Annotated in this window: 30 protein-coding genes, 1 tRNA gene and 1 pseudogene; 17 read left to right on the plus strand and 15 right to left on the minus strand. The window is 72.8% G+C overall.

Going from position 1 to position 22,482, the window contains the following annotated elements; translation table 11 throughout:
• Positions 1–50: 50 nt before the first annotated feature.
• The 8 genes from CHB94_RS06290 to CHB94_RS06320 form a co-directional block, all read right to left on the minus strand.
• A complete protein-coding gene (locus tag CHB94_RS06290) occupies positions 51–458 on the minus strand; it encodes a hypothetical protein (RefSeq protein ID WP_089335727.1) in 408 nt (135 codons plus the stop codon).
• 189 nt (positions 459–647) lie between these two features.
• Positions 648–754 (minus strand) — tRNA-OTHER (locus CHB94_RS25025).
• A gap of 225 nt (positions 755–979) precedes the next feature.
• Positions 980–1,228 (minus strand): hypothetical protein, encoded by a 249-nt coding sequence (locus CHB94_RS06295; RefSeq protein ID WP_089335728.1) that lies wholly within the window; start codon positions 1,226–1,228, stop codon positions 980–982.
• Positions 1,228–2,286, minus strand: a complete 1,059-nt coding sequence (locus CHB94_RS06300) for an AAA family ATPase (protein WP_089335729.1) — start codon at positions 2,284–2,286, stop codon at positions 1,228–1,230. The genes CHB94_RS06295 and CHB94_RS06300 overlap by 1 nt, the downstream gene beginning before the upstream one ends.
• Positions 2,287–2,394: 108 nt before the next feature.
• On the minus strand, positions 2,395–2,727 hold the full coding sequence (locus tag CHB94_RS06305) for a hypothetical protein (protein WP_089335730.1): 333 nt from the start codon (positions 2,725–2,727) through the stop codon (positions 2,395–2,397).
• Positions 2,728–3,001: 274 nt separating this feature from the next.
• On the minus strand, positions 3,002–3,319 hold the full coding sequence (locus CHB94_RS06310; RefSeq protein ID WP_141137434.1) for a hypothetical protein: 318 nt from the start codon (positions 3,317–3,319) through the stop codon (positions 3,002–3,004).
• Positions 3,320–3,397: 78 nt separating this feature from the next.
• Complete coding sequence (locus CHB94_RS06315) at positions 3,398–3,697, minus strand: hypothetical protein (protein WP_089335732.1); 300 nt, start codon at positions 3,695–3,697, stop codon at positions 3,398–3,400.
• On the minus strand, positions 3,694–4,143 hold the full coding sequence (locus CHB94_RS06320; RefSeq protein ID WP_089335733.1) for a hypothetical protein: 450 nt from the start codon (positions 4,141–4,143) through the stop codon (positions 3,694–3,696). Before CHB94_RS06320 ends, CHB94_RS06315 begins: the two co-directional genes overlap by 4 nt.
• 109 nt (positions 4,144–4,252) lie before the next feature.
• Between CHB94_RS06320 and CHB94_RS06325 the strand changes: the two genes are divergently transcribed.
• Positions 4,253–4,651: a hypothetical protein gene (locus CHB94_RS06325; protein ID WP_089335734.1), complete on the plus strand. Its 399-nt coding sequence runs from the start codon at positions 4,253–4,255 to the stop codon at positions 4,649–4,651.
• Positions 4,652–4,682: 31 nt separating this feature from the next.
• Here the strand turns inward: CHB94_RS06325 and CHB94_RS06330 are convergent, their stop codons facing one another.
• Entirely contained in the window at positions 4,683–6,107 is a 1,425-nt protein-coding gene (locus CHB94_RS06330; protein WP_176445438.1) for an AAA family ATPase, read from the minus strand.
• A gap of 565 nt (positions 6,108–6,672) precedes the next feature.
• Here CHB94_RS06330 and CHB94_RS06335 point away from each other — a divergent pair.
• The 9 genes from CHB94_RS06335 (at position 6,673) to CHB94_RS06370 (ending at position 10,859) form a co-directional block, all read left to right on the plus strand.
• The gene (locus CHB94_RS06335; RefSeq protein WP_141137435.1) at positions 6,673–7,143 is read left to right on the plus strand and encodes a hypothetical protein; all 471 of its coding nucleotides are present in this window, start codon (positions 6,673–6,675) and stop codon (positions 7,141–7,143) included.
• A gap of 47 nt (positions 7,144–7,190) precedes the next feature.
• A complete protein-coding gene (locus CHB94_RS06340; RefSeq protein WP_141137436.1) occupies positions 7,191–7,808 on the plus strand; it encodes a hypothetical protein in 618 nt (205 codons plus the stop codon).
• Positions 7,805–8,002, plus strand: coding sequence for a hypothetical protein (locus CHB94_RS06345; protein ID WP_089335738.1), 198 nt, complete (start codon positions 7,805–7,807; stop codon positions 8,000–8,002). The genes CHB94_RS06340 and CHB94_RS06345 overlap by 4 nt, the downstream gene beginning before the upstream one ends.
• Positions 8,003–8,259: 257 nt before the next feature.
• On the plus strand, positions 8,260–8,490 hold the full coding sequence (locus tag CHB94_RS06350; protein WP_089335739.1) for a hypothetical protein: 231 nt from the start codon (positions 8,260–8,262) through the stop codon (positions 8,488–8,490).
• Positions 8,483–8,695 (plus strand): Acb2/Tad1 domain-containing protein, encoded by a 213-nt coding sequence (locus tag CHB94_RS06355; protein ID WP_089335740.1) that lies wholly within the window; start codon positions 8,483–8,485, stop codon positions 8,693–8,695. The genes CHB94_RS06350 and CHB94_RS06355 overlap by 8 nt, the downstream gene beginning before the upstream one ends.
• Entirely contained in the window at positions 8,692–8,931 is a 240-nt protein-coding gene (locus CHB94_RS06360) for a hypothetical protein (protein WP_089335741.1), read from the plus strand. The genes CHB94_RS06355 and CHB94_RS06360 overlap by 4 nt, the downstream gene beginning before the upstream one ends.
• An 86-nt stretch (positions 8,932–9,017) precedes the next feature.
• On the plus strand, positions 9,018–9,545 hold the full coding sequence (locus CHB94_RS06365) for a ParB N-terminal domain-containing protein (protein WP_089335742.1): 528 nt from the start codon (positions 9,018–9,020) through the stop codon (positions 9,543–9,545).
• Between the two features lie 98 nt (positions 9,546–9,643).
• Positions 9,644–9,841 (plus strand): hypothetical protein, encoded by a 198-nt coding sequence (locus tag CHB94_RS25030; RefSeq protein WP_176445439.1) that lies wholly within the window; start codon positions 9,644–9,646, stop codon positions 9,839–9,841.
• Positions 9,842–10,001: 160 nt separating this feature from the next.
• Positions 10,002–10,859 carry a BglII/BstYI family type II restriction endonuclease gene (locus CHB94_RS06370; protein ID WP_176445440.1) on the plus strand — a complete coding sequence of 286 codons (858 nt, stop codon included), beginning with the start codon at positions 10,002–10,004 and terminating at the stop codon, positions 10,857–10,859.
• Here CHB94_RS06370 and CHB94_RS26680 read toward each other — a convergent pair.
• Together CHB94_RS26680 and CHB94_RS06380 are read right to left on the minus strand one after the other, a co-directional pair.
• The gene (locus CHB94_RS26680) at positions 10,856–11,086 is read right to left on the minus strand and encodes a helix-turn-helix domain-containing protein (RefSeq protein ID WP_089335744.1); all 231 of its coding nucleotides are present in this window, start codon (positions 11,084–11,086) and stop codon (positions 10,856–10,858) included. The genes CHB94_RS06370 and CHB94_RS26680 overlap by 4 nt on opposite strands.
• On the minus strand, positions 11,019–11,873 hold the full coding sequence (locus tag CHB94_RS06380; protein ID WP_217899194.1) for an MT-A70 family methyltransferase: 855 nt from the start codon (positions 11,871–11,873) through the stop codon (positions 11,019–11,021). Before CHB94_RS06380 ends, CHB94_RS26680 begins: the two co-directional genes overlap by 68 nt.
• A gap of 165 nt (positions 11,874–12,038) precedes the next feature.
• Here CHB94_RS06380 and CHB94_RS06385 point away from each other — a divergent pair, with 165 nt between their 5' ends.
• Positions 12,039–12,239, plus strand: a complete 201-nt coding sequence (locus CHB94_RS06385) for a hypothetical protein (protein WP_089335745.1) — start codon at positions 12,039–12,041, stop codon at positions 12,237–12,239.
• An 85-nt stretch (positions 12,240–12,324) separates the two neighbouring features.
• Here CHB94_RS06385 and CHB94_RS06390 read toward each other — a convergent pair whose 3' ends face one another.
• Genes CHB94_RS06390 through CHB94_RS06400 form a run of 3 tightly spaced genes read right to left on the minus strand, consistent with a single transcriptional unit; the run spans position 12,325 to position 14,370 of the window.
• On the minus strand, positions 12,325–12,573 hold the full coding sequence (locus tag CHB94_RS06390) for a hypothetical protein (RefSeq protein ID WP_141137437.1): 249 nt from the start codon (positions 12,571–12,573) through the stop codon (positions 12,325–12,327).
• Between the two features lie 41 nt (positions 12,574–12,614).
• Complete coding sequence (locus CHB94_RS06395; protein WP_089335747.1) at positions 12,615–14,108, minus strand: tyrosine-type recombinase/integrase; 1,494 nt, start codon at positions 14,106–14,108, stop codon at positions 12,615–12,617.
• A 1-nt stretch (position 14,109) separates the two neighbouring features.
• Complete coding sequence (locus CHB94_RS06400; RefSeq protein WP_089335748.1) at positions 14,110–14,370, minus strand: helix-turn-helix transcriptional regulator; 261 nt, start codon at positions 14,368–14,370, stop codon at positions 14,110–14,112.
• A 197-nt stretch (positions 14,371–14,567) separates the two neighbouring features.
• Between CHB94_RS06400 and CHB94_RS06405 the strand changes: the two genes are divergently transcribed.
• The 3 genes and pseudogenes from CHB94_RS06405 to CHB94_RS26685 all read left to right on the plus strand — a co-directional run.
• Complete coding sequence (locus CHB94_RS06405; protein ID WP_254920438.1) at positions 14,568–14,729, plus strand: DUF4244 domain-containing protein; 162 nt, start codon at positions 14,568–14,570, stop codon at positions 14,727–14,729.
• Positions 14,730–14,783: 54 nt separating this feature from the next.
• Entirely contained in the window at positions 14,784–15,119 is a 336-nt protein-coding gene (locus tag CHB94_RS06410) for a TadE family type IV pilus minor pilin (protein WP_089335821.1), read from the plus strand.
• Positions 15,116–15,403, plus strand: a pseudogene (locus CHB94_RS26685) (Rv3654c family TadE-like protein); the annotation flags it as partial. The gene CHB94_RS06410 and the pseudogene CHB94_RS26685, both read left to right, overlap by 4 nt.
• Positions 15,404–15,478: 75 nt before the next feature.
• Here the strand turns inward: CHB94_RS26685 and CHB94_RS06420 are convergent.
• Positions 15,479–17,899 carry a DEAD/DEAH box helicase gene (locus CHB94_RS06420; protein WP_089335749.1) on the minus strand — a complete coding sequence of 807 codons (2,421 nt, stop codon included), beginning with the start codon at positions 17,897–17,899 and terminating at the stop codon, positions 15,479–15,481.
• Between the two features lie 291 nt (positions 17,900–18,190).
• Here CHB94_RS06420 and CHB94_RS06425 point away from each other — a divergent pair, with 291 nt between their 5' ends.
• The 3 genes from CHB94_RS06425 (at position 18,191) to CHB94_RS06435 (ending at position 22,478) form a co-directional block, all read left to right on the plus strand.
• Positions 18,191–20,455 carry a sodium-translocating pyrophosphatase gene (locus CHB94_RS06425; protein ID WP_089335750.1) on the plus strand — a complete coding sequence of 755 codons (2,265 nt, stop codon included), beginning with the start codon at positions 18,191–18,193 and terminating at the stop codon, positions 20,453–20,455.
• A gap of 164 nt (positions 20,456–20,619) precedes the next feature.
• Positions 20,620–20,949, plus strand: coding sequence for a hypothetical protein (locus CHB94_RS06430; protein ID WP_089335751.1), 330 nt, complete (start codon positions 20,620–20,622; stop codon positions 20,947–20,949).
• Positions 20,946–22,478 carry an alpha/beta hydrolase gene (locus CHB94_RS06435; protein WP_089335752.1) on the plus strand — a complete coding sequence of 511 codons (1,533 nt, stop codon included), beginning with the start codon at positions 20,946–20,948 and terminating at the stop codon, positions 22,476–22,478. The genes CHB94_RS06430 and CHB94_RS06435 overlap by 4 nt, the downstream gene beginning before the upstream one ends.
• Positions 22,479–22,482: the final 4 nt, after the last annotated feature.

Genomic DNA, 22,482 nt, shown 5'->3' on the forward strand with positions numbered 1-22,482 from the left:
CCGGTCGTGCGTGCTATTCCGACCCCTGGCGGATCAGGGGCGGTCGGGGCTCAGCCGAGGATGGTGAGCGGGATGCCGAGGCCGAGGGCCATGGTCATCTCTTCGCGGTCGCCGTCGATGTCGCGGCAGGTGCCGCACACCTCACGGCTGGCCGCGTGCGTGCCGACGACCTCTAGCAGCACCTCCGTGAGGGCGGGTGCGTACTCGGGGTAGACGGTCCGGGCGAGGTCCTCGGTGGTCTCCCGGAACTTCTTCCGGGCGATCTCTGCGGCGTGCGCCTCGGTCGGGTGGTGGCTCAGCTCGCCGAGGTCGCGGCCTTCGTGGGCCGCCTGGATGAACAGGCGGTAGACCGCGCTGCTGTCCTGGGCGACGTACGTGGTGCCGTCGGTGCCGGTGATGTTCAGGAACCGGAAGCCGTAGCTGTCGGTGCCGAGGAACACGTGGGTGCTGAGGTACATGGGGTTCGCCTCCGGAGGCTGGGGGGAGTTTCTGTAGGGGGTCCGGTGGCGGGGAGCTACCCCGTCACCGTCGTGCGGTGGGGCGGGGTGCAGCTCCGTGGTGCTGCGTTGGGGTTCGTGCGGGGGTGCCAGCTGGTGCTGGCTCTTCTCGGGGTTCCACACGTCGTGGTGAGTGGTGTGGGCCGATTGGGGCTCCGGCAGGAATCGAACCTGCACCTCCGTCGCGGTACTGGGCGACCCCCTCCTTGTCGGGGGCTGCTGTATCGCGGTCGCTCTGCCGTTGAGCGCACGGAGCCTGCCTGACGGGTGACCTTGCCCTTCCGACTCGCTACTGCCGTCGGCCCCGCCATGCTTCGGGGGAGGCGCTTTCGCGTTCGGTTCGAGGTCACCCTTCGCCCGGTGAGAAGCCGGGGTAGTCAGGGCTTGTGGTGCTCGCTTGTACTGGTCACTGTGCGGGCCGGAGGGGGTCCGGCAAGGGGCTGGGCGAACTTTCTTTTCCAGCCCCTTGCCGGCCCTCCCGGTCAGCCCTGGTGCAGGTGGATCCGGCGGGCGGACGCGGCCGGGTCGTACTCCACCCGAATCTCGCCGGCCTCCCGCAGCGTCCGGAGCGCGTACCCGACCTGCGTCGACTTCCGCTTCGCGTTCGGCTGCCTCCCGGTCGCCCGGGCGATGTCGGCGTTCGTCGCATCGGTGAACCCGAGGCCGTCGGCGAGGACGTTCAGCGCACGGCGCACGCTGTCGACCGGGCCCGGGTCAGTCGCGCGGCCCATCACGCGGCCTCAGCGTTCGCGTCGTCGTAGCTCACGTCGGCCAGCGGGTCGAACGGGTCGGCCGCCTTGACCGGCGCCACGGGCTTGCGGGCGTCCTGACCGGCGACCGCAGCGGCCTTCAGCAGCTCGTCCAGCTTGCCGCGGGCGATGGTGGCCTCCTGGTCGTTGCTGAACCCGGCACCGGTCCACAGCTCACCGGCGATGGTCTTCAGCCGCGCGGTCAGGTCGGCCGGCAGCCCGGCGGCCAGACCCAGCGCCGACGCCATCGCCGCCTTGCCCTCCGCGACCGTGACCTCGTCCGCGGACAGCGACGGCAGGACCCGCGCACCGGTGTTCCCGGCGCCGCAGCCCATCGCGTCGAAGATGAGCGCGTCCAAGTTGAACGCCGCCCCCAGCGGACGGGTACGGCCCTCGGGGACCTGCATCTCCGGACGCAGCGACCGGGCCTTCACCAGTACCGGCGTGCGCGGCGCGGTGAACCGGACCCAGACGTTCACGTCGAACCCGAGGGACTTCTCCGCCTCGACCTTCCAGATCTTGTTGGGGGTGGGCTTCCCACCGACGACCTCGGCGACCTCCTTGCCGCGGGCGGTGACGACGACGATGCCCGGGTACGTCATGAGCAGGTCGACGACGGCGCGCCACTTGCCCTTGGCCTTGTTCCACAGGTCCATCGTGATGTCGGCCTCGCCGGCGGACTTGTTCTTCCGACGGTCGGCGATCTGCTGGGCCTCCTCGCACAGCATCGCCCACAGCGCGGTCATCGAGTCGATGCCGATGACGTTCGGTGCGGCCGGGTCGTGAGGGAGGGCGTGCACCTCACGGAGCTGCCCGAGGATGTCGCCGTAGGTGCCGTTGTGCTCGACGACCTCGAAGTCGCCGAGGGTCATGTACTCGTCGGCGGAGCCCTCGCCGAGGTCGAAGTGGAAGAACCGGCCGATGCGCTTGGACGAGCTCAGGGAGAGCTCGGCGTACGTCTTGCCGCTGCCCTCGCAGCCCTCGAGCAGGATGAACGGGTAGGGGACGAGGCCGGTCGGCTTGCGGGTCCGGAGAGCCATGATGGTGGGTCCAATCAAGTGCAGGGGGTTCAGGGAGTCGTTTGGGTCGGGGAGTGCGCGCCCGGGCCTCGAACCCGGCGTGGCTGCCAGCCGCGCGAGAGGGAGGGGTCAGAACGGGGCGGTCCACGCTTCCGGCGTCGACGCGTGCAGCACGTCGTCGCGGCAGGACCAGCACAGGCCGGCGAACCGGGTCGACGTGGTCTCCGCGACCGGCTCACCGCAGGCGCAGCGGGCCGGGGCGTCCCAGACGGTGACGCGCTGCAGCTGGGTCAGGGCGGCCTCGACGCGGGCAGCGTCCGGGCCGGTCAGCCCCCGGAGCGCGGACCGCAGCGAGGACTCGGCGGTGTGCAGGTCGAACGCGACAGCGGCAGCGTCGACGGCGGGACGGGTGCGGCGGGCGACCATCGCGGCGGTCATCTGCTCGGCGGTGACGACGGACATGGCGGGCTCCTTGCGGCTGGGGTTCAACCGCGGGGGAAGCGGCTGTGACCCCTACGGTCCGCGCCGGAGGGGGTCCGGCAAGGAGCTGGACAAAAAATCTCGCCAGGCCCCTGACCAGGGCGTTTGTAGCGGACCCGTGCACGATCCGCGCACCGCGGCACCGTGCCCTCGTACACGCGCGAAGGGGTTCCGCGTGCAGGGGAAGACCCCCGCCCACACAGGCTCCGTGGGCGGGGGTCGCTGCTGCTCTCAGCCGGTCAGAACCGGCGGCAGGTCAGCTCTCGGCGGGGCGAATCAGCGCCGCAAGCCGCGGCCCGAGGTCGGAGTGCCACGACTCCTCAAACCGGTGCCCGGCGCCGCACTCGCAGCTCCGGCGGGCCATGACGTACAGCAGCGCGCACCGACCCTCGACGCTGTCCGCGCCGTGCTCGTCGACGACCGAGACGACCGCAGGCACCACCCGGCGCGCCACCACGCCGCGCTGAACCTCCAGCAGGCGAGGGGCGCCGGCCTCGTCGGCCAGGTCATCGAGGGTGCCCAGCGCGATGGTGGTGATCCGGTCGCGGAGGGACTGGTCGTGATGCGCACTCACGTCGTCGACATCGGCACGCGCCTGGGCACGCTGAAGGCCCCACCCCACGAAGGGGGCAGGGCCACAGCGGTCAGCTGGTCAGGCGGCCACTGCAGACGCGGTGGCGACCAGTTCGGTGACGCTGCCGGTCCACCCGTCGACCATCCGCAGCGCGACCCGCGCGACGTCGCCAGGCAAGTCGTCGTACTGCCACGTGTCGTTCACGGAGAGGCGCAGCGCCGTCTGGTGACAGCCGCGACACACGCCGGTCTCCCAGGAGGCGAGCACAGCGCACTCACCCCAGTGGTCGAAGACATCTGAGTCGCGGTCGCTCAGCCGGTCGACGGCAACCTCGTACCAGTCGGCCGAGGCCCGCAGCAGCTCCGGGGGGACGCTCACCGGTCGCTCCCGTCGGCGTACACGGTCAGCGGTACAGCATCCTCAGCGGCGACCTCGCACACCGCACAGGAGCCGTCGTCGAGGAGCTCGGCGTTGCAGCCGGCGCACGTCCCGGCCTCGTCGAGGGCCAGCAGCAAGTCGATGTGCCCCTCCAGGCCGACGACCCGCTCGTGCTGGATGCGCCCGAACTCGCGCAGCAGGTCGTTCTCCTCTCGCAGCCGCTCCACCTCGGCGACCAGCGCAGCCAGGTCAGCCGGCGCGTGCGCGATCAGGGCCGCGTTCGCCTTCTCCTCCAGCGAGGGGCGGGAGGACAGTGCGCAGAGGGCCAGGTTCGGCCGGTCCACGGCCTCCACCGTGGAGGGGTCGTCGGGGTCCAGCGCCCACGGTCCGGGCGAGGCGTTGTAGAGGCGGAGGTGGATCGGTGCCAGGTCGACAGGGGTGCTCATCAGGGGTTCCATCTGCGGCCGGGGAAGGGGAAACCGGCGTCGCCCCCCTCACCGTCCGGACCCCCACCGGCCAGTGCAGCCATCCCACCCAGCAGGCACGATCGAACGCATGGACCCCGACGACCCCCGGTTCGTCCGGCTCACCGACGACGAACGCCTCACCGAGCTCGCCGCTGCTCAGGACGACGCCGCAGACGCCCGCGAGCGCATCCACCAGCTCGAGGCCGCACTGCGCACCGCCGACGCGGCTCTCGCTCAAGCCCAAGCCGGCGTCGACCGCCTGCAAGCCGAACGCGACGCCGCCCGCGCATCCCTCGCCGTCGCCGAGGAATCCGTGCGCCGGCAGCAGGACCTCCTCGCCGAGGCGCTCAACCAGATCGAGGAAGCCCGCGCGTGGGCCCGCACCTGCTGGGCGGCCGCGCAGCCCCCGTACACCGGCCGCATCACCCCACCCGGCCCCGTCCCCACCTGGCTCGCCCCGGACACGGCCGAAGGCCCCAGGGAGTAGCTCCCCGAGGCCCTCAGCACCGCTCAGCGGCTCAGAACGGGTCGTCATTCGACCACCGACCCGCCTGGACGCCACCGGTCCCGAACCCGCCGGCCTGCAGCCGCTCCTCACGCTGCTGATGCGCCGCCGACCGCTTGGAGCCGCTCGCGACCCGCTTGCCGTCCTCTGTGACCGTCCACGTCGTCGCCGCACCACCACGCTTGCCCTCGACGACCGTCGCCCAGCCCTTCTCGACCAGCTTGTCCAGCTTCCGCCGCGCCTTCTGCACGTTGCTCGCCGACGACGACCCGTGCTCAGCGTTCGCCGCCTGCTGCGCCGTCAGCGACCCAGCAGCGGCCAGCGCGACCAGGTGGTCGAACGCGCCCTGCACCGTGCTCACGCCCGCCTCGTGGTCGTGCACCACCTGCAGCGTGCCCGGGTCGTCGTTCACCAGCTTCAGCATCGACAGCTCGACGACCAGGTCACCGGTCTTCCCGTGCAGGTTCACGATGCTGCCGTGGCCCGCGGTCAGCCACGTCGACCCGAAGATGTCATCGACACCCTTCGGCTTGCCCGCCGTCTCCGCGTTCGACTTCCGCGGGTGGTGCAGGTCGCACACCTGGATGCCGGCCACCAGGCACATCTGGATGGCCTGGTTGTAGTTGCTGCCGTGCTCGTCGTCGCTGAGCTTGGCGACCGCATCCTTCAGCGAGTCGACGATGACCACGCTCGCCCCGAATCGCTTCGCCAGGTCGCGCAGCAGCCCCGGCCGTGTCAGCAGCGGCGCCGGCAGCGGCCCCTTCCACACCTCCAGGCGCTCATCGAGCACCGCCCGCTCGGCCTGGGTCGCCTGCTCGAACTGCCGACGCAGCGCCCGCGCCGCCTGCCGTGGCCGGTCCATCGCCAGGTACAGCACCCGGCCGGTCGTCGGTGCCACCGGGAAGCCGAGTAGGTCGTCCTGCAGCCCGAGCAGTCCCTTGACCAGCTGGTGCGCCAGCGTCGTCTTCCCCAGCCCCTGCGGGCCGTGAATCATCATCGCCTCACCCGCGGCCCACAGCGTCATCTCCGATGTGCCCCAGATGGGCTCGAGCTCGGCGTCGGTGCCGAACACGAACTCCGCACCCGACACGGCCGGAGAGAGGTCCAGCCCCTCGAGGCCAGCCTCCTCCGCGGTCGCGGCACGCTCGGCGGCGACCAGCTCGGCGGCGTCCTTCCGGGCACGGAGGCGCTGCGCCTCGTCGGCGACCATCCGCTCGAAGTCGGCGTCGCCGCGCTCGGCGGCCAGCTGCTGCCGGGCCAGCTCGGCGGCCTTCAGGCGCACGACGGCCTCAGCGACGGCCTGGTCGACATCGAGGGGGTCACGCTGCTGGCGGCGCGGCTCACCGGCCTGCGCGGACCGCGCGTGGTGGATGTACGTCACCTCAGCGTCGGGCGCGGCCTCGTCCCAGCCAGCCCACATGTCATCCGCAGTGCTCACGGCAAGTCTCCAGTTCTGCCGCGTGCTGGGGGACCAGAGGAGCCGGTCCAGGTGGTAGCCAGCGGGCGACGACGGGGACCGTGAGGGCGCGACCGCCCGATGCAAGTAGGTCCCTCGGACGGGTGCCCTGGGCATGGCGAAGGGCCTCCGGCTACCACCCCGGAGGCCCTTCAGCGGCTGGAGACCGCGCGCATCCCTGCCCCTCCCACTGTGCGGGCGGTGCTCGCCGGCGCAATGGGCTGGCCCGGTCGGGGGCCTCGTACGGGGGGAATCACGCCGGCCGGTGAATCACGATCCGAATCACGCAGGGGGTCCGGCCAGCGGGTATCACGGAGCCCACGGAGCAATCACGCAGCCGGCCGGTTCACGCTCAGATCGGAATCACGCCGGCAATCACGCAAATCACGCACCGGGGAAATCACGCGCGGGCCCCCCTCTTACTGGGGGCCCGCGTGATTCCCGTCCAGGCCAGAGGGAGGCCGTGTCCTCCCTCGGCTGCCAGAACACCGGCCGCGGGCGGTCGACCTACCTGCATCCGCACACCCCGGTCGGCACGGTCGATCGCATGACCACCCCTCCCGCGAACCCCCCGACCAGCGGCACCGACGACCTCGACCTCTGGGGCGCCTGGGCGCTCGTATACACGTTCATCGCCGGCATCATCGGCATCACCCCCGACACCCGCGCCGAGCACACCGTCCACGCCGAACTCGCCATCCACGGCCTCCCGCGCACCGAAGCCGACGCGTGGGCCCTCCTCGACCGCCTCTTCGACGCCTCGCACCGCATCGGGTGGCCCGACCACCTCAAGGCCACCCTCCTCGGCGTCGGCCTCGAGGAGATCTACGCCAGCGGCCCCGGCCTCGACGATCCCCGGTACGACGACCAGCTGCGCCCGGTCAACGACGAGCCGTGCGTCTGCCCGACGGACTTCATCTGCCTGGCCGCCGAACACGACGACGACGATCGCCTCGTCTGCGGCAACTGCTGGCCCGAGGACTGCGACTGCCCCGACCTCCCCGACGACGCGGCGTGACCGCGGACGGTCCACCACCTGTGGAGAAGTTGGGGGAGGGACGACCCATGAAGGCGTGTGTGAAGGGCTGCGGGCATGAGCACGACCCGCGGAAGTGCACCGGTCATGTCGACGGCGAGGACGGGTCGCTGCGCCCGTGCCGGAAGGCTCCGATCAAGGGCGCGACGGTTTGCCGCAGCCACGGTGGTGCGGCGCCGCAGGTGAAGGCGAAGGCCGAGGTCGTCCGCCGCGAGGAGGCCGCTGGGCGGGCGCTGACCCGGTGGGCGAAGTACGCCGACCTGACCGGCGAGGTGAACCCGGTCGACGCGCTCCTGGACGAGTTCCGCCGCACGTCGGCCGTGGTCGCGTACCTGGACGGCGCCACGTCGGCCGAGGACGAGGTCTGGGAGGACAAGGCCGGCCGCCTCCAGCTGGATCCGCGGATCGACTGGTGGCAGGCGGAGCGGGACCGGCTGACGAAGCTGGTGCAGACGATGCACAGCATCGGCATCAGCGAGCGGCAGACCCGCGTCCTCGAGGCGCAGGCGTCGCAGCTGGTCACCGTCATCCGCGGTGTCCTCGACGGGCTGAACCTCACCGCGGAGCAGCGCGCCCTGGTGCCGGGGGTGCTGCGGGCGCAGCTGGCCGCGATCGCGTCGGCACCGGCCCCAGGGGAGCCAGCGTGAACCCCGAGCTGTGGTTCCTCATGTCGTCCGAGCTGCTGGAGCAGGCGCTGACCACCGCAGCCCGCAATGGGGAGGACGCCGTCGACGGGCTGATGTTCGAGCTGTGGGCGAACGCCGTCCACATGGTCGACGGCGAGGACGCCCCCGACGGCGCCGAACTCATGTGCTGGACCGCGTACCCCGAGACAGACTGATGTCGTGACCGAGCGCCACGCCCCCGAGGTGTGCGGCCAGTTCCCGCTGTGCCCCCCGGACTGCCCCGCGCCCGGCTGCTGGGACGTACGCCACCACTGGCCCCGCCGACCCGAGCCGCCGCTCCCACCAGCGCGGACTCCTGGCCCACCGGTTGACGTGGATGCCGTGTACGGGCCGCCGGGCGACTGGGACGACAACTTCTGACGCCCGCGGAGGCTCCGTGCATTCGCCGGGGCCGGTCCGGACGGTCAGGACCATGCCCCCACGCACCCGCGCCAAGAGCGCCGACACCCCGCCCGCCATCGTCCCCGTCCTCGCCGCCGACCCGGCGAAGGTCCTCCGCGACAAGGCCGCTGAGGCCACCACCGTCGCCGAAGGCCTCGAGAGCCGCGCCGAGAAGTCCCTCGCGCTGGCCGCCCAGCAGCGCCAGATCGCCGCAGACCTCATCGCCGGCGCCGACATCATCGAGGAGGCCCGCCGTGGCTGAGCACATCGCTGACCGGTTCCGCTTCAGGCCCGCCACCTCCGCGACCGTCCCCGTGTTCGAGGAGGTCCGCGCCCTCTTCACGAACCTCGCGGAGGAGCTCGACGAACTCCTGCCCGCCGGGCGGGAGAAGGCGGTCGCGTTCACCGAGCTGGAGACCGCGCACTTCTGGGCGAACGCAGCGATCGCCCGCGGGAGCGACCAGTGACCGCCATCCCGAGCGACGCGCAGCTCATCGCCACGGCGCAGGCGCTGGTCCCCGGAATCGACGGCGCCCAGGTCATCCACTTCCTCCGCCTGCAGGCCGAGGAGGTGTCGTTCGAGATCGAGGACGTGCGGTACAAGGCCGAGGAGATCGTCGATCGCCTCCGGGAGCTCTATGAGACGAGGGCGCACTTCGAGGACGCGGCCGACCGCTTGGAGGCCGCTCTCTCCGGCGACTGACCTACGTGCATCGAGGGGTGCCGCTCCGGACCGTCACAGGGGAGCGGCACCCCTCGCCGTACCCCCCGCACCCCTCGGAGCCCCCGATGCTGCTGACCATCTGCCTCACCGTCGTCTTCGTGTCCCTCGTCGGCCTGATCGTGCTGCTCGCCGGCCGCAGCATCGACGCCGCAACGACCCTCCCCGACCCGGATGCGGTCGACCGCCTCATGGCCGCCCTCGTCGAAGGAGACGACTGCCGCTGCGAGCTCCCCGTCATCGTCGGCAGCCACAGCCCCGAGCCGTACTGCGACACGTGCGGTGGCGACCTCGACCCGAACTTCGGCAACCGCTACCTCGTGCCCGACGCCGAGCCCGCCGGCCACGCCGGCACCCTGCGCACCTCGAACGGCACCACGTCCGCGTTCTGCGAGTGCGGCGACGAGGGCCCCGAGGGGACGTTCGACGACGCCCGCGCGTGGCTGGCCGGGCATCACCGCATTATCAGCAGCGAGGCCGCCAGCTCGGCGCGCCTGGTGCCCGTCGACGTGCAGACCGGCCTCACCCCCGAGCAGGTTCGGGCGCTCATCCTCGACCAGCTCCGCACCCTCGACCTCCGCGGCGGTCAGCGGTGACACGCTGGTCCGGGCCCCTGGACAATGGCGGCTTGGCCCCCTACACGTTCGCCCAGCTCCCAGGACACGACACCGTCGTACGGCACAGCGTCGGCGCCGTGTTTGCCTCCTGTGAGTGTGGCGCCGAAGGCCCCGACGGCACCCTCGACTCCGCCTGCGACTGGATCGCTGCGCACTGCCTCAGCTTGCTGTGCGACCTCGACGAGGCCGGGCTGCGCGTCGCCGCCCGCCTCGCCCCGGACTTCACCGGCACCCTCGACGAGCTCATCAGCACCGCCCGCGCCATCGCCGCGTAGGAACTGGTCGGGTTCCTTCGCCCTGACAGCACCGCACCCCTACGCCATGAGGGACCAGCCCGCCTGGGGTGGACCACACCCGACCAGCCCCGTCAGCCTGCCACGACGCGACGCGGTGGCCTCCGCAATCCACAGGACCCCGCGACGTAGCCTCCGGATCGTGCCCGACGAGCCCCTCACCGACGACACCAGCGCCGACCCGATCATCGACGCGCAAGCCGTCATCACCGGCCCCACCGTCACAGACCTCCCCGACGGGTACAGCTACGGCGTCACCCGGTACGCCGACCTCATCCTCCGCGACGCCCTCCCCGACGCCTGGGACGCGCTCGTCAAGACCCTCACCGACTTCCACATCGAACTCCAAGAGCTGCAGACCGGAGGCGGAGGCCGCACCCGCCACGTCACCCGCTTCGACGCCACCCTCAACACGCACGGCTGGGCGAAGAAGAACATCCGCATCGCCAAGACCATCGACGGTCAGCAGGTGTACGAAGTCCGCGGCCACGAGATCGACATGTTCACCCTCGGACCCGACGGCACGTACCCCGGCGCCGCCGTCGAGATGGAGTGGAACAACAAGGACCCGTTCTTCGACCGGGACCTCATCAACTACCAGGCGCTGCACCGCGAAGGGGTCCTCGCCGCCGGCGTCATCGTGACCCGCGGCGACCGCCTCCAGGCGCTGCTCAAGGACGCGATCCTCGGCAAGGACGGCAGCCGCATCGTCAGCAAATACGGCGAGTCGACGACCCACTGGCGCAAGCTGCTGCCGCGCGTCGCGCTCGGCGGCGGGGGAGAGTGCCCGCTGCTGCTGATCGGCATCGAACCCGAACGGATCAACGACCTCCGCCGGCTCGAGGAGGTCGCCGAGTTCGTCCGCGACGCCCGCGAGTTCCTCGACCAGAAGCAGTACCAGGCCGTCGGCATGACCCGCGCCGAAGCGCAGCAGCGGCTCCGGAACGTGCAGGAGGCCGCCATTCAAGCCATCCCGCCGCTGCCCCGCGAACGCGATTAGGTCGACGTGTCCGGCCGGGGCCGACGGTTCGCGCCGCCCCGGCCGCGGAACGTCACCCCCGCGTCGGTGAGCAGCCCCCGGACCCGCGTGATCGAGTAGCCGTGCTCCGCAGACAGCTGCCGGATGCTGCGGCCGGCCTCGTACGCCGCCCGCAGCTGCTCAGCTGTCTGCTGCCGCGTCTCCCCGCTCAGCCTCTGGTGCGGCCGCAACGTCGGTGTGGACGACATCGGTCACCTCCGTGGCTTGAGCGTAGGAGCCGACCTCGATGTCTGCCTGCGGATGGGCCACATCCCACGCGTACCCGCGGTGCCGCTGCCCGCGCGGCTGCACGTCGTCGGCGGCCTCGTTGCCCCACACCTGCCAGCCGTCCCGCGGATACCGGGCGAACATCTCCAGGAACGGCCCAGGGGAGCACGCCTCGATGAGGTCGTACTGCTCGTCAGGCTTGCGGGAGTGCTCCCGCTTCCGGGTCTCGATCATGTTCACCTGCGACCGGCCCGGCGGCAGCGTCCGCATGCTGCCGCGCACTCCGAACAGGATGAGCTCGGTGACGTTGCGGAAGTAGAACCCGACCCCGCGGCCGTCGGGGCCGCCGTCCTTGCGGCGCTTGGCCCACACGAGGTTGGAGATGTACCGGAAGCCCCACGCCTCCATCACGCGCAGCCCCTCGGGCAGCAGCGCGTTCGGCACCCACAGGTACAGGTGCGCCGCGTCGGCGACCACGTCGGAGACGGGCAGGTCGCAGATCTGGTCCAGCGTCATCGTGTCGTACCGGTCCAGGCGCCGATGCTCCGGCGCGACCTTCCCGGTCCGGTTGGCGAACCGCCATGGGGGGTCGGCGAGGACGGTCTTGAACCCGCCGTCGACGGTCGGCAGCGGAGGCAGCGGCTCGGGGGCGGCCACGTCGGCGCGTAGCGGCGCGACAAGCCGCGGCCGGCGTGTGGCCGCGCGCGGCTTGGTCTCCGGCTGGCGGAGCACCTCGGGGGCCGGGAGGTCGATGGGCTCGGCGGTCACGGCGGGGGCTCCTTGCACGGTTGGATCGTATGGGTCTGCGGTCACCGTGCCGGTCATCGACGCGGTGTCACTCGCTGCGGCCTGGTCACAGTCAGGGTGTGCCGTGGGTGGGACAGTTCAGGTGGCTGCGGGACGCTGTGGGCCGAGCCCGGACGGTCCGAGCGCATGGAGGCGCTGCCCACCCCGGCCGAGTACGTCGTCGCGCTACACACGGCGACGAAGGCGGGCCGGCGCACGCCGTACGTCGACCGCCTCCTCGAGGCGCTGCACGTCGCACTCATCGTGCACGGCCCGATCGTCATCCTCACCCCACCGGGGCAGACGCCGGTGATCGTGTCCGCTGCCGCGGGTAGCGTCACCACCTGACCGGGCTGCGAATGATGCCCGGCGGGTAGCGCACCTGCCCACCAGCGGCCCCGCCGGCCCGATCAGCTGGCGGGGCCGTTGGCGTTCAGTACCCGAGGACGCGAAGCTCCAGCTTCCGGACCCGCTCCGCGCTCGCCTCCCGGGACAGGGCCAGCACCGCCTCTGCAGCCAGCGTCACCCCGCGTCGCGCGTCCTCGTCCCGTTCCTCGGTCAGGCCCTCGATGGTCCCCATCACCGCCCTGAACGCGTCACTGAGCGCCTCCGACCGGATGATGTCCGCCTCCAGCCGCGCCGCCGTCCGCGCGCGGGCCTCCGCCACGCTGTCCGTGGTCACCGAATCCTGCTCCGCCACGCTCGCCCCGCCCCTCGCCTCGGTCACCCGAACACCGCCCCCATCTGCTCGATGAACTTCTCGTCGTCGGTCGTCAACACCCGCGAGTACGTCTTCATGATCGTCGCCGGGCTGTTCCCGACGACCTCCGCGATCTTCGGCAGCGGCACACCCTGGGCAATCGCCGTCGTCACCATCGAATGCCTGAGCTGGTACATGGTGACGCCGCTCAGTGGACCGTCCGGATGCAGCTTCCGCCGCACCGTCCGGAACACCCGGCCCAGGTGGTCGAGGCTGAACAGGTTCCCCTGCGTGTTCAGGAACAGGCGGGCACCCGGCCGCACGTCGGTCCGGTCGATGAGCTCCCGCAGCGCGCGCACCGTCTCCGGTGGCAGCGGCACGTGCCGTTCCGCACCGACCGCCCGGGCCTTCAGGTGCGCCCGGTCGGCGTGCTTGCCGCCGGTGCCCGTCCACCGCTTGTCCCCAGCGTCGACCGTCGGCCGCCACAGCCGCACCCAGCCCCACGAGCCATCGTCGGGCAGGTGGAGACGCTTGTGCGCGTTCCGGATGCTCAGCGCCTCACTGGGTCGCATCCCGGTCGTCCACAGCAGCGTGAAGAACACGGCGAACCGCCACGCGTACCAGGAGTGCTCACGGACCGCGACGCAGAACGCGCGGCACTCGTCGGCATCCATGACCCGGTCCGGGTCGACGACCGTCGAGTCGACGTCCTCCTCGGTCTCGGTGGCGGTCGTGTCCGCGGCCATCGTCGTCACCGGCCGGACCCGCTTCGCGTCCCGAACCGGGTTCACTGGCAGCAGCCCGAGGCGGACCGCCTCGGTGCCAATCCAGTTGAACGACCCGCGGGTCGCGGTCCGGCGGTCCTTCTCGTACAGCTTCCCGTTCAGCTGCGTCGACGCCGCGACCAGCGCCTCCTCAACGACGGGCAGCGTCAGGTCGGTCGCCGGCCGCACGTGGTCGGGAATCCACGCGACCGCAGCACGGACGGCCTGCGGCTGCGTCGACAGGTCCGCGGTGCGGCCGGCCTCCGGCGGCAGCAGGAACGCGTACAGCGCGCGGCGGGCGTCGGCGAGGGTGATGCCGCGGGGCAGGTCGTCGGTCAGCAGCGCGGCGACGATGCACGCCATCGTCTCCACGCGGCTCTTCCGGTTGCCCGGCGACCAGTCGCCCCACTCGCGGGCGATGACCGCGACGGCCAGCTGCAGCACGTCAGGGACCGCGACCGGCGCCGCGGCGGGCTGCTCGGCGAGGTGCAGGCCCTCGGGGAGGCCGGACACGCGGTGGAACCGGACGGTCGGGTTGCCCGCCGCTCGGACCAGTTCGGCGCGGAACGCCTCGGCGATGGCGTCGGGCTTGCGGCCGGGCGCGGCCGGCTTGCTCCGGGACCGCTGGGCGGTGCCGACGCGCCACTTGACGACGTAGTTGCCGCTGCTGCGCGGCTGCGGACGCGGCCACACGTACACGTGCACGCTCGACACCCACTCGTCGGCGGGCGCCGTCGGGGCGTGGGCGGTCATCTCAGGCCGCCAGCGGCAGCGCGTCCAGCCACGCGGCGACGTCGGCGCGCAGGAACCGCACCGAGCGGTTCGGCAGCCGACGCGGCGCGGGGAACGGGGCGACGGCGCGGGCGCGCCACTTGTCGAGGGTCTTGCGGCTCAGCGGACCGTCCGGGGTGCGCAGCAGCTCGCACACGTCGTCGACGGTCAGCCACTCGCCGACCGTGGTCAGCTGCACGACGTTGCTCGGGCCGGGGTTCGGGGTGGGGTTCTTGCGGGGCATGGCGAGGCACGGTGCGCACGCCGAACATGAGGGCAGTCGCCCCGCGGTGACCCTCCCCACAACGGGTGAGGTGCCCCGAGGCACGGTGAGGCATGGTCCGACGGAGGGCCGCCGCCGAGGTGCTCATCAGCGGTCGCGTCGGGTACATGCCGGGTACGGTAGCGCACCGCTGCGCACATCTGGGATCGTTTTCCCAGGTGAAACGCCTGATTAGGGTATGGGTGCTGACGGCCGAGTACGCCGTCGGCACCGTGGCCGCCTGCGCGTTCGCCGCAGTGCTCTACCGCGTGGTCACCGGCAGCTCGATCGTCACCGGGCTCACCGACCTGGTCGAGTCCGCCCTCGCCACGCTCTCCTGAGTGATGCACCACCGTCCCGACCGCCCGGTCCGCCACCCTCGCCGGGAGGCCGGCATGGTGACCGCCGAGACGGCGGTCGTCCTTCCCGTCCTGCTGCTGGTCCTCGCGGGCGCGGTCGCCGCCGTGACGGTGGTCGGTGCCCAACTGCGGTGTGTGGACGGGGCGCGTGAGGGCGCCCGGGGCGCGGCCCGAGGTCAGTCGGTCGCGGAGGTGACCACCCTGGTGCATCGGGCCGCACCCGAGGGAGCGGTCACCACGGTCATCCCCGACGGGGAGGAGGTGCGGGTGACCGTCTCGGCGGAGATCGCGCCGCTGGGTCCGGTGCCCCTGCGGGTCACCGTCTCGGCGGAGGCGGTGGCGCTGCGGGAGCCGGGCGGCGAGACCGGATGACCGGGGGGAGGGACTCCGAGCGCGGCTCCGCGACCGTCTGGATGCTGGCGCTGTCCGGCGTCCTGGCGGTCATCGGGGCGGCGGCGGTGCTCACCGGCGCCGCCGTGGTCGCTCGTCACCGCGCCACCGTCGCCGCCGATCTCGCCGCGCTGGCCGGGGCGGTCCGCGCCCTGCAGGGGGCGGACGCCTGCGGCACGGCCGGTCGGCTGGCGAGGGCGAACGCCGCGGAGCTGACCCGGTGCGACGTCCGGGACGGGGCCGTGGTCGACGTGGTGGTCAGCCTGCCGGTCCGGTTGGGTCGCCTGGGCGTCTTCTCGGCGACCGCCGGTGCCCGCGCCGGCCCCGCGGACCCGCCGGGGCTAGCGGGTGGCGTCGTCCTGGGCGGAGTCGTCGGGAAGGGGGCGCTCCCGGGCGGCGAGCTCGTCGAGGACCACGTCGAGGACGCGGACCGCCCCGGCCTTGTCGAGGGGGTCGTTGCCGTTGCCGCACTTGGGCGACTGCACGCAGGAGGGGCAGCCGGCTTCGCACTCGCAGCTGGCCACGGTCGCCCGGGTCGCCTGCAGCCACTGCCGCAGCACGGCGAACCCGCGCTCGGCGAAGCCGGCCCCGCCCGGGTGCCCGTCGTAGACGAAGATCGCCGCCGTCCCGGTGTCGGGGTGCAGAGCGGTCGAGAGCCCCCCGAGGTCCCAGCGGTCGCAGGTGGCCAGCAGCGGCAGGAGGCCGATGGCGGCGTGCTCGGCGGCGTGCAGTGCACCGGGCAGCTCCACCTCGTCGACCTCGGCGCGCTCCACCGCCCGCTCGTCGAAGGTCAGCCAGACCCCTCGCGTCCGCAGCTGCCGTGCCGGGAGGTCCAGCGGGAACTCGGCCAGCACCTCGCCGGTGCCCAGCCGCCGGCGTTGGTAGGCCACGACCTGGTTGGTCACGTCCACCACCCCGGTGCGCGCGGTGACGGCGCCCAGCGGCCGGGTGTTCTCGATGGTGACGATGCCCAGGTCGGTCACGTCCCGGGCAACGGTCGTCCACTCGGGGCTCTCGGGGTGGACGACGGCACAGGCGCCGTCGATGTCGAACTCGTCGACGACGAAGGTGTCGCCGCGGTGCACGTACAACGCACCGTCGTGGACCGTGGCGTGCGCGGCATCGGCGTCGACCGTTCCCAGCAGCCGCCCGGTTCCGGCCTCGATGATCGAGACCGGCTCCCCGCCACTGCCCCGGATGTCGACGTCGGGCCGTCCGCGACCGGCCCAGTACCAGCCGGCCGGTCGCCGCCGCAGCCGGCCGGCGGCGACGAGTTCCTCGAGCAGGGCCTCGGCCGCGGGGCCGCCGAAGTCCGGCAGGTCCGCATGTGTCAGCGGCAGCTCGGCCGCTGCGCAGCACAGCTGTGGGCCGAGGACGTAGGGATTGCCCGGATCGGTGACGGTGGCCTCGATCGGCCGCCCGAAGACCGCTCCCGGGTGGTGCGCGAGGTAGTGGTCCAGCGGGTCGTCGCGGGCGACGAAGACGACCAGCGACTCCTTCTGCGCCCGTCCTGCCCGGCCGGCCTGCTGCCAGAGGGAGGCGAGGGTGCCCGGGTACCCGGCCAGGACGACCGCATCCAGCCCGGCGATGTCGATGCCGAGCTCCAGGGCGTTCGTTGTCGCCACGCCCAGGAGAGAACCGGAGGACAGCGCCCGCTCCAGCTCACGGCGCTCCTCCGGGAGGTAGCCGCCGCGGTAGGAGTCGACCCGCCGCGCGAGGTCGTCGCGGCCCCGGTCGTGCAGCAACCGCCGGGCCTGTTCGGCGACCGACTCCGCGCTCCGGCGGGACCGCACGAACGCGAGCGTCCGGGCGCCACGCTCGACCAGATCGGCGAGGAGGCCCGCGGCATCCGCGGCGGCCGAACGGCGCAGTGGAGCGCCGTGCTCCCCGGTGCGCTCGGTCAGCGGCGGCTCCCAGAGGGCGAAGGTGGCTCCCGGCCGTGGCGAGCCGTCGGTGGTGACCGCCGCGACGGGAGCGCCGACCAGCCGGGTGGCGGCGGCGGCCGGGTCGGCGACCGTGGCCGAGGCGAGCACGAACACCGGTTCGGCCCCGTAGCGCCGGCAGATGCGCCGCAGCCGCCGCAGGACGTGCCCGACGTGGGAGCCGAAGACCCCGCGGTAGGCGTGGCACTCGTCGACGACCACGTAGGCCACCCGCCGCAGCGTGCTCGACCACTTCTGGTGGGCGGGCAGGATCCCGCGGTGCAGCATGTCGGGGTTGGTCACGATCCACCGCGAGTGGCGCCGGACCCAGTCCCGCTCCTCGCCCGGGGTGTCCCCGTCGTAGGCGGCCGGCCGAACCGACGGGTCGGCGAGCGCGGCCACGGACGCCAGCTGATCGCGGGCCAGAGCCTTGGTCGGGGCCAGGTAGAGCACGCAGGCGCGGGGGTCTTCCTCCAGCCGGGTCAGCGCGGGGAGCTGGTAGGCCAGCGACTTGCCCGACGCCGTCCCCGTCGCGACGACGACGTGGCGGCCCTCGCGGGCCAGCTGTGCGGCGTCGACCTGGTGCCGCCACGGTGCGGGAACCCCGCGGCCCTCGAGCCGTGAGCGCAGCGCGGGACTCAGCCACTCCGGCCAGGGCAGGGTGCTGCTCTCCCGCACGGGGACGTGGTGCACGTGGGTGACCGGCCGCTCCTCCTCGTCGATTCCGGCCAGCACGGAGGCCAGGAGGTCGGCACCGGGCAGGACGCCGGGGGGGCCGCCCACGGCATCGGCGTCCGTGCCGGGAGGGAGGGCCGGCCGGACCGGATGGAGCGTGGTCACGCGACCTCCTCGCTGGCGCTCGCCGCCGCGTGCCCACGGGCGCTCCGTCTCGGAGTGACCTCGCACGCTCGGTCACGCCCCCACTGTCACACCTCCTCGCCACCGTGTCCGCCCCTGAATGCCATGGATGTGATGCAGACGACAGAACGTCGCTCACGGCTGCACAGACTGTGATCTCGCTTACACTCCTGCCGCGTTCGGTTCGCGGGCTCGCCCGTGTACCGAGCGGGCCTCCGCCGATCCGGGGCGCACCGATGCCTCCCGGAGGCAGCCGACCGCTTGGAGGAACACATGCCCGACAGTTCGCTGTCCGGCGGGGACATGGCGCTGGTCGCCGTGGTCCTCGTCGTCTCCCTCGCCGCCCTCGGCTTCGCCGGCTATCTGGTCAAGGCGGTCCTGGCCGCCGATCAGGGCACGGTGAAGATGCGCGAGATCGCGCAGGCGGTCCAGGAAGGAGCGGCGGCCTACCTGAGACGGCAGTTCAAGACGCTGGCGGTCTTCGCGGTCATCGTGTTCCTGCTCCTGCTGCTGCTCCCCGTGGCCGAAGGCGGCTGGGAGACCCGTACTGGACGGGCGATCTTCTTCCTCGTGGGCGCGCTGTTCTCGGCCTCGGTCGGCTTCATCGGCATGACGCTGGCCACCCGCGGCAACGTGCGGGTCGCCGCGGCGGCCCGTGGCGGCGGCTTCCTGTCGGCCTTCCGCATCGCCTACCGCACCGGCGGCGTCGTCGGCATGATCACCGTCGGCCTCGGGCTCTTCGGCGCCGCGCTGGCCCTCCTGCTCTTCGACGAGACCGCGCCGATCGTCCTGGAGGGCTTCGGCTTCGGCGGCGCCCTGCTCGCGATGTTCATGCGCGTCGGCGGCGGCATCTTCACCAAGGCCGCCGACGTGGGCGCCGACCTCGTGGGCAAGGTCGAGGCCGGCATCCCCGAGGACGACCCCCGCAACGCCGCCACCATCGCCGACAACGTGGGCGACAACGTCGGCGACTGCGCCGGGATGGCGGCCGACCTCTTCGAGTCCTACGCCGTCACCCTCGTCGCCGCCCTCATCCTCGGGCAGGTCTTCTTCGGCTCGGAGGGCATGGTGTTCCCGCTGCTGATCGCCGCGATCGGCGTCATCGCCTCCGTGGTCGGCATCCTCGCCTCCAACCCCGGCAAGGCCGACGCCAGCGGCATGGCTCCGATCAACCGCGGGTTCTTCACCTCCGCCGCCGTATCCCTCGTCCTGGTCGCCGCGGCGTCCTTCGTCTACCTGCCGAGCGTCTCCGACGGGGCGGACCTGTCGGTCAGTCCCCAGGTGCTCGGGTTCGTCTCGGTGCTGATCGGCGTCGTGCTCGCCGCGGCCATCCAGCAGCTCACCGGGTACTTCACCGAGACCAGTCGCAAGCCGGTGAAGGACATCGGACGCAGCTCCCTGACCGGCCCGGCCACGGTCATCCTGTCCGGGATCTCGCTCGGTCTGGAGTCCGCGGTCTACGCGGCCGTCCTCATCGGTGGCGCGGTGTACGGCGCGTTCCTCATCGGCGGTGGTGCGGCCCTCTACGCCGTCGCGCTGGCCGGCTGCGGCCTCCTCACGACGGCCGGCGTCATCGTCTCCATGGACACCTTCGGGCCGGTCAGCGACAACGCGCAGGGCATCGCCGAGATGTCGGGGGACATCGACGAGGAGGGTGCCCGGGTGCTCACCGACCTGGACGCCGTCGGCAACACCACGAAGGCGATCACCAAGGGGATCGCGATCGCGACCGCCGTCCTCGCCGCGACCGCGCTCTTCGGCTCCTACAACGCGCAGATCACCGTGGCCCTCGACGAAGCGGGGGAGACCCTCGGCGACGCCTTCAGCCTGGTGAACCCGAACAACGTGGTGGGCGCGGTGGTCGGTGCCGCGGTCGTCTTCTTCTTCTCGGGCCTGGCGATCAGCGCCGTCTCGCGGGCCGCCGGACGGGTGGTCTTCGAGGTCCGCGAACAGTTCCGCACGAAGCCCGGGATCATGGACTACAGCGAGCGCCCGGACTACGGCGCGGTCGTCGACATCTGCACGAAGGACTCGCTGCGGGAGCTGGCCACCCCCGGGCTGCTCGCCGTCCTCGCACCGGTGGCCGTCGGCTTCGGCCTCGGCATCGGCCCGCTGGCGGCCTATCTGGTGGGCGCGATCGCGGCCGGCACGCTGATGGCGGTGTTCCTCGCCAACTCCGGCGGCGCCTGGGACAACGCGAAGAAGATGGTGGAGGACGGCGCCTACGGCGGGAAGGGCAGCGAGGCCCATGCCGCGACCGTCATCGGGGACACGGTCGGTGACCCGTTCAAGGACACCGCCGGCCCGGCGATCAACCCGCTGATCAAGGTGATGAACCTCGTCGCCCTGCTCATCGCGCCCGCCATCGTGGGCCTGTCGGTCGGTGAGGACGCGAACACCACCGCTCGGGTGCTCATCGCGCTCGGTGCGGTGCTGATCATCGTGATCTCCGTCGTCATCTCCAAGCGCCGGTCGGTCGTCGTCGGTGGTGCCCCGAGCGCCGCGTCCGACGGCAGCCTCAGGGTCAGCGCTCCCTGACCCGTGCGCGGGTCCTCCGGCCGACGTCCGCCGCCCGGAGGACCCGCGCTCGGGATGTGGACGGCGCCGCCCGGTGTGGACGACGGCGCACGCGGCGGGGGCCCGGGTCCCTACCGTCCGTCGCCTCCGACCCACTCCGGGTCGGGCCGACGACGGGAGCCGCCATGTCCACGCCCACCGCTGTCGAGGCCGTCCTCGTCCACCCCGAGGGGGTGACGGCGCTCGCCGCCGAGCTGACCGTCCTCGCCGCTGAGCTGTCCGACGACGCCGACCGGTGCCGGGCCGCTGCCGGCGCCCTGACGAGTGCCCTCGACGGCGACGACGGGTGGACGGCGGGGGCTGCCGCCACCGCCTGGGCTGGGCTCGAGGAGCTCCTCGCCGAGCAGGCCGCTGCCCTCGCCGGAACCCTGACCGGCGCCGTGCAGAGCTACCTGGCCGAGGACGCGCGGATCGCCCGGGGAACGGGCCCCGGTCGGTCGGGGGTGCCCCGGTGACCGCTCCGCTCGATGTGCCCGCACGCCTGAGCGCGGTCGCGGTCTGGGACGTCCCGCTGCTCCGCCGTGCCGTGGGGTCCCTGACCTCGGTGGTCGAGCGGCTCCCGTCCTGGCGGGCGCGGCTGGAGGGGGTCGCGCGGTCCCTGGAGGCGGGCGAGAGCTGGTCGGGACAGGCGGCGCGGGCGGCGGTCGCCGCCGTGCGGGAGGCATCCACCGTGGCCTGGGCCGTCGACGCCGCGCTCACCGCCTCGCTGGCGGAGTTGGACCGGCTCGTCGTCGAGGCCGACCCGGCGCAGGAGCGGGCCCACGAGGCGCTGGCGCTCGCCGCCGCGCTGCCCGGCGGTCCGGACGCGGCGCTGCGGGACGCGGACCGGCTCGCTGCCGCGGTAGGCGCGCTCGTGCCGGGGGCGGGAGTCCTCCACCCGGCCGGTGCTGCGGCCGAAGCGGCGATGGGTCATGCCTCGGCCGCGGCCGTCGCCGCGGAGCAGGCCGGCGCGGCCCTGGCCGCGGTCGGGGTCCGCGACGCGTTCGCTCCGGCCGACTTCGCCGCGCTCGCCGCCCGGGTTCCCCTGGCACATCCGGTCTGTGTCCTGCCGGTGCCGTCCGGACCGCCGGGGGACGTGGCGGCCTGGTGGGCGGCCCTGCCGCTCACGGCCCAGCTGGCCGTCATCGCGTCCACGCCCCAGGCGCTCGGGAGGCTCGACGGGGTACCGGCCTGGGCCCGCGACCGCGCCAACCGGCTGGTACTGGACCGGGCGCTCGCCCACCGGCGGCTGCCGGAGCCGGAGGTGGCCACCGCCCGCGTGGTCGCCGCACGCATCGCGGCGGAGGAGGCCACCGGCGGACAGGTCCAACTGCACCTCCTCGATCTCGCCGGGGACCGCGTCGGTCTCGCTCTGGGCGACCTGGACACCGCCGACGCGGTCGCCCTCGTGGTGCCGGGCATCTTCAACACCCCGGCCGACGACCTCACCGGCTTGGTCGCCGACGCGGAGGACGTCGGGGCGGCCACGCGCGCCGCAGCTCCCGCGACGGCCGTCGCCACGATGGTCTGGCTCGGGTACCGGACACCATCGCACCCGGGGGAGGCCGTCGTCCGGACATCGGCCGGGCGTGGCGGCCCGGCCCTGGCGGCCGCGCTCGACGGGCTGGGCGCCGCCCGCGGTGCGGTGGCCGCTCCGGCGGCCCGGACCACCGTCGTGGCGCACAGCTACGGCACATACGTCGTGGACGAGGCAGCCGACGAGCCGGGACGCCTGGCGGCCGACGCGGTGGTGCTCCTCGGGAGTCCCGGGATGGAGGACGACGCGGCCAGTCTCGAGGCCCCCGCCGTCTTCGACGCCGCGACCCCCGCCGATCCCATCTCCTGGGCCGGCTGGTTCGGCGACGGCCACACGTGGGAGGAGGGCTACGGCTCCACGGCACTGCCGACCGAGGCGTCGATGGGGCACTCCCACTATCTCGATCCCGCCCGTCCCACGCTGGCTGCGATCGGCGAGGTCGTGGCCGGGAGACGGGCGCCGGAATGACCGG

The sequence above is a fragment of the Blastococcus mobilis genome (assembly GCF_900188025.1).
Taxonomy (GTDB): Bacteria; Actinomycetota; Actinomycetes; order Mycobacteriales; family Geodermatophilaceae; genus Blastococcus_B; species Blastococcus_B mobilis.

What these genes read in the sequence shown, in the direction of transcription:
- CHB94_RS06290 (WP_089335727.1), bottom strand. Translation starts at nt 458, where the DNA reads ATGTACCTCAGCACCCACGTGTTCCTCGGCACCGACAGCTACGGCTTC.
- CHB94_RS06295 (WP_089335728.1), bottom strand. Translation starts at nt 1,228, where the DNA reads ATGGGCCGCGCGACTGACCCGGGCCCGGTCGACAGCGTGCGCCGTGCG.
- CHB94_RS06300 (WP_089335729.1), bottom strand. Translation starts at nt 2,286, where the DNA reads ATGGCTCTCCGGACCCGCAAGCCGACCGGCCTCGTCCCCTACCCGTTC.
- CHB94_RS06305 (WP_089335730.1), bottom strand. Translation starts at nt 2,727, where the DNA reads ATGTCCGTCGTCACCGCCGAGCAGATGACCGCCGCGATGGTCGCCCGC.
- CHB94_RS06320 (WP_089335733.1), bottom strand. Translation starts at nt 4,143, where the DNA reads ATGAGCACCCCTGTCGACCTGGCACCGATCCACCTCCGCCTCTACAAC.
- CHB94_RS06325 (WP_089335734.1), top strand. Translation starts at nt 4,253, where the DNA reads ATGGACCCCGACGACCCCCGGTTCGTCCGGCTCACCGACGACGAACGC.
- CHB94_RS06335 (WP_141137435.1), top strand. Translation starts at nt 6,673, where the DNA reads ATGACCACCCCTCCCGCGAACCCCCCGACCAGCGGCACCGACGACCTC.
- CHB94_RS06340 (WP_141137436.1), top strand. Translation starts at nt 7,191, where the DNA reads ATGAAGGCGTGTGTGAAGGGCTGCGGGCATGAGCACGACCCGCGGAAG.
- CHB94_RS06350 (WP_089335739.1), top strand. Translation starts at nt 8,260, where the DNA reads ATGCCCCCACGCACCCGCGCCAAGAGCGCCGACACCCCGCCCGCCATC.
- CHB94_RS06365 (WP_089335742.1), top strand. Translation starts at nt 9,018, where the DNA reads ATGCTGCTGACCATCTGCCTCACCGTCGTCTTCGTGTCCCTCGTCGGC.
- CHB94_RS26680 (WP_089335744.1), bottom strand. Translation starts at nt 11,086, where the DNA reads ATGTCGTCCACACCGACGTTGCGGCCGCACCAGAGGCTGAGCGGGGAG.
- CHB94_RS06385 (WP_089335745.1), top strand. Translation starts at nt 12,039, where the DNA reads ATGGAGGCGCTGCCCACCCCGGCCGAGTACGTCGTCGCGCTACACACG.
- CHB94_RS06395 (WP_089335747.1), bottom strand. Translation starts at nt 14,108, where the DNA reads ATGACCGCCCACGCCCCGACGGCGCCCGCCGACGAGTGGGTGTCGAGC.
- CHB94_RS06400 (WP_089335748.1), bottom strand. Translation starts at nt 14,370, where the DNA reads ATGCCCCGCAAGAACCCCACCCCGAACCCCGGCCCGAGCAACGTCGTG.
- CHB94_RS06410 (WP_089335821.1), top strand. Translation starts at nt 14,784, where the DNA reads ATGGTGACCGCCGAGACGGCGGTCGTCCTTCCCGTCCTGCTGCTGGTC.
- CHB94_RS06425 (WP_089335750.1), top strand. Translation starts at nt 18,191, where the DNA reads ATGCCCGACAGTTCGCTGTCCGGCGGGGACATGGCGCTGGTCGCCGTG.
- CHB94_RS06430 (WP_089335751.1), top strand. Translation starts at nt 20,620, where the DNA reads ATGTCCACGCCCACCGCTGTCGAGGCCGTCCTCGTCCACCCCGAGGGG.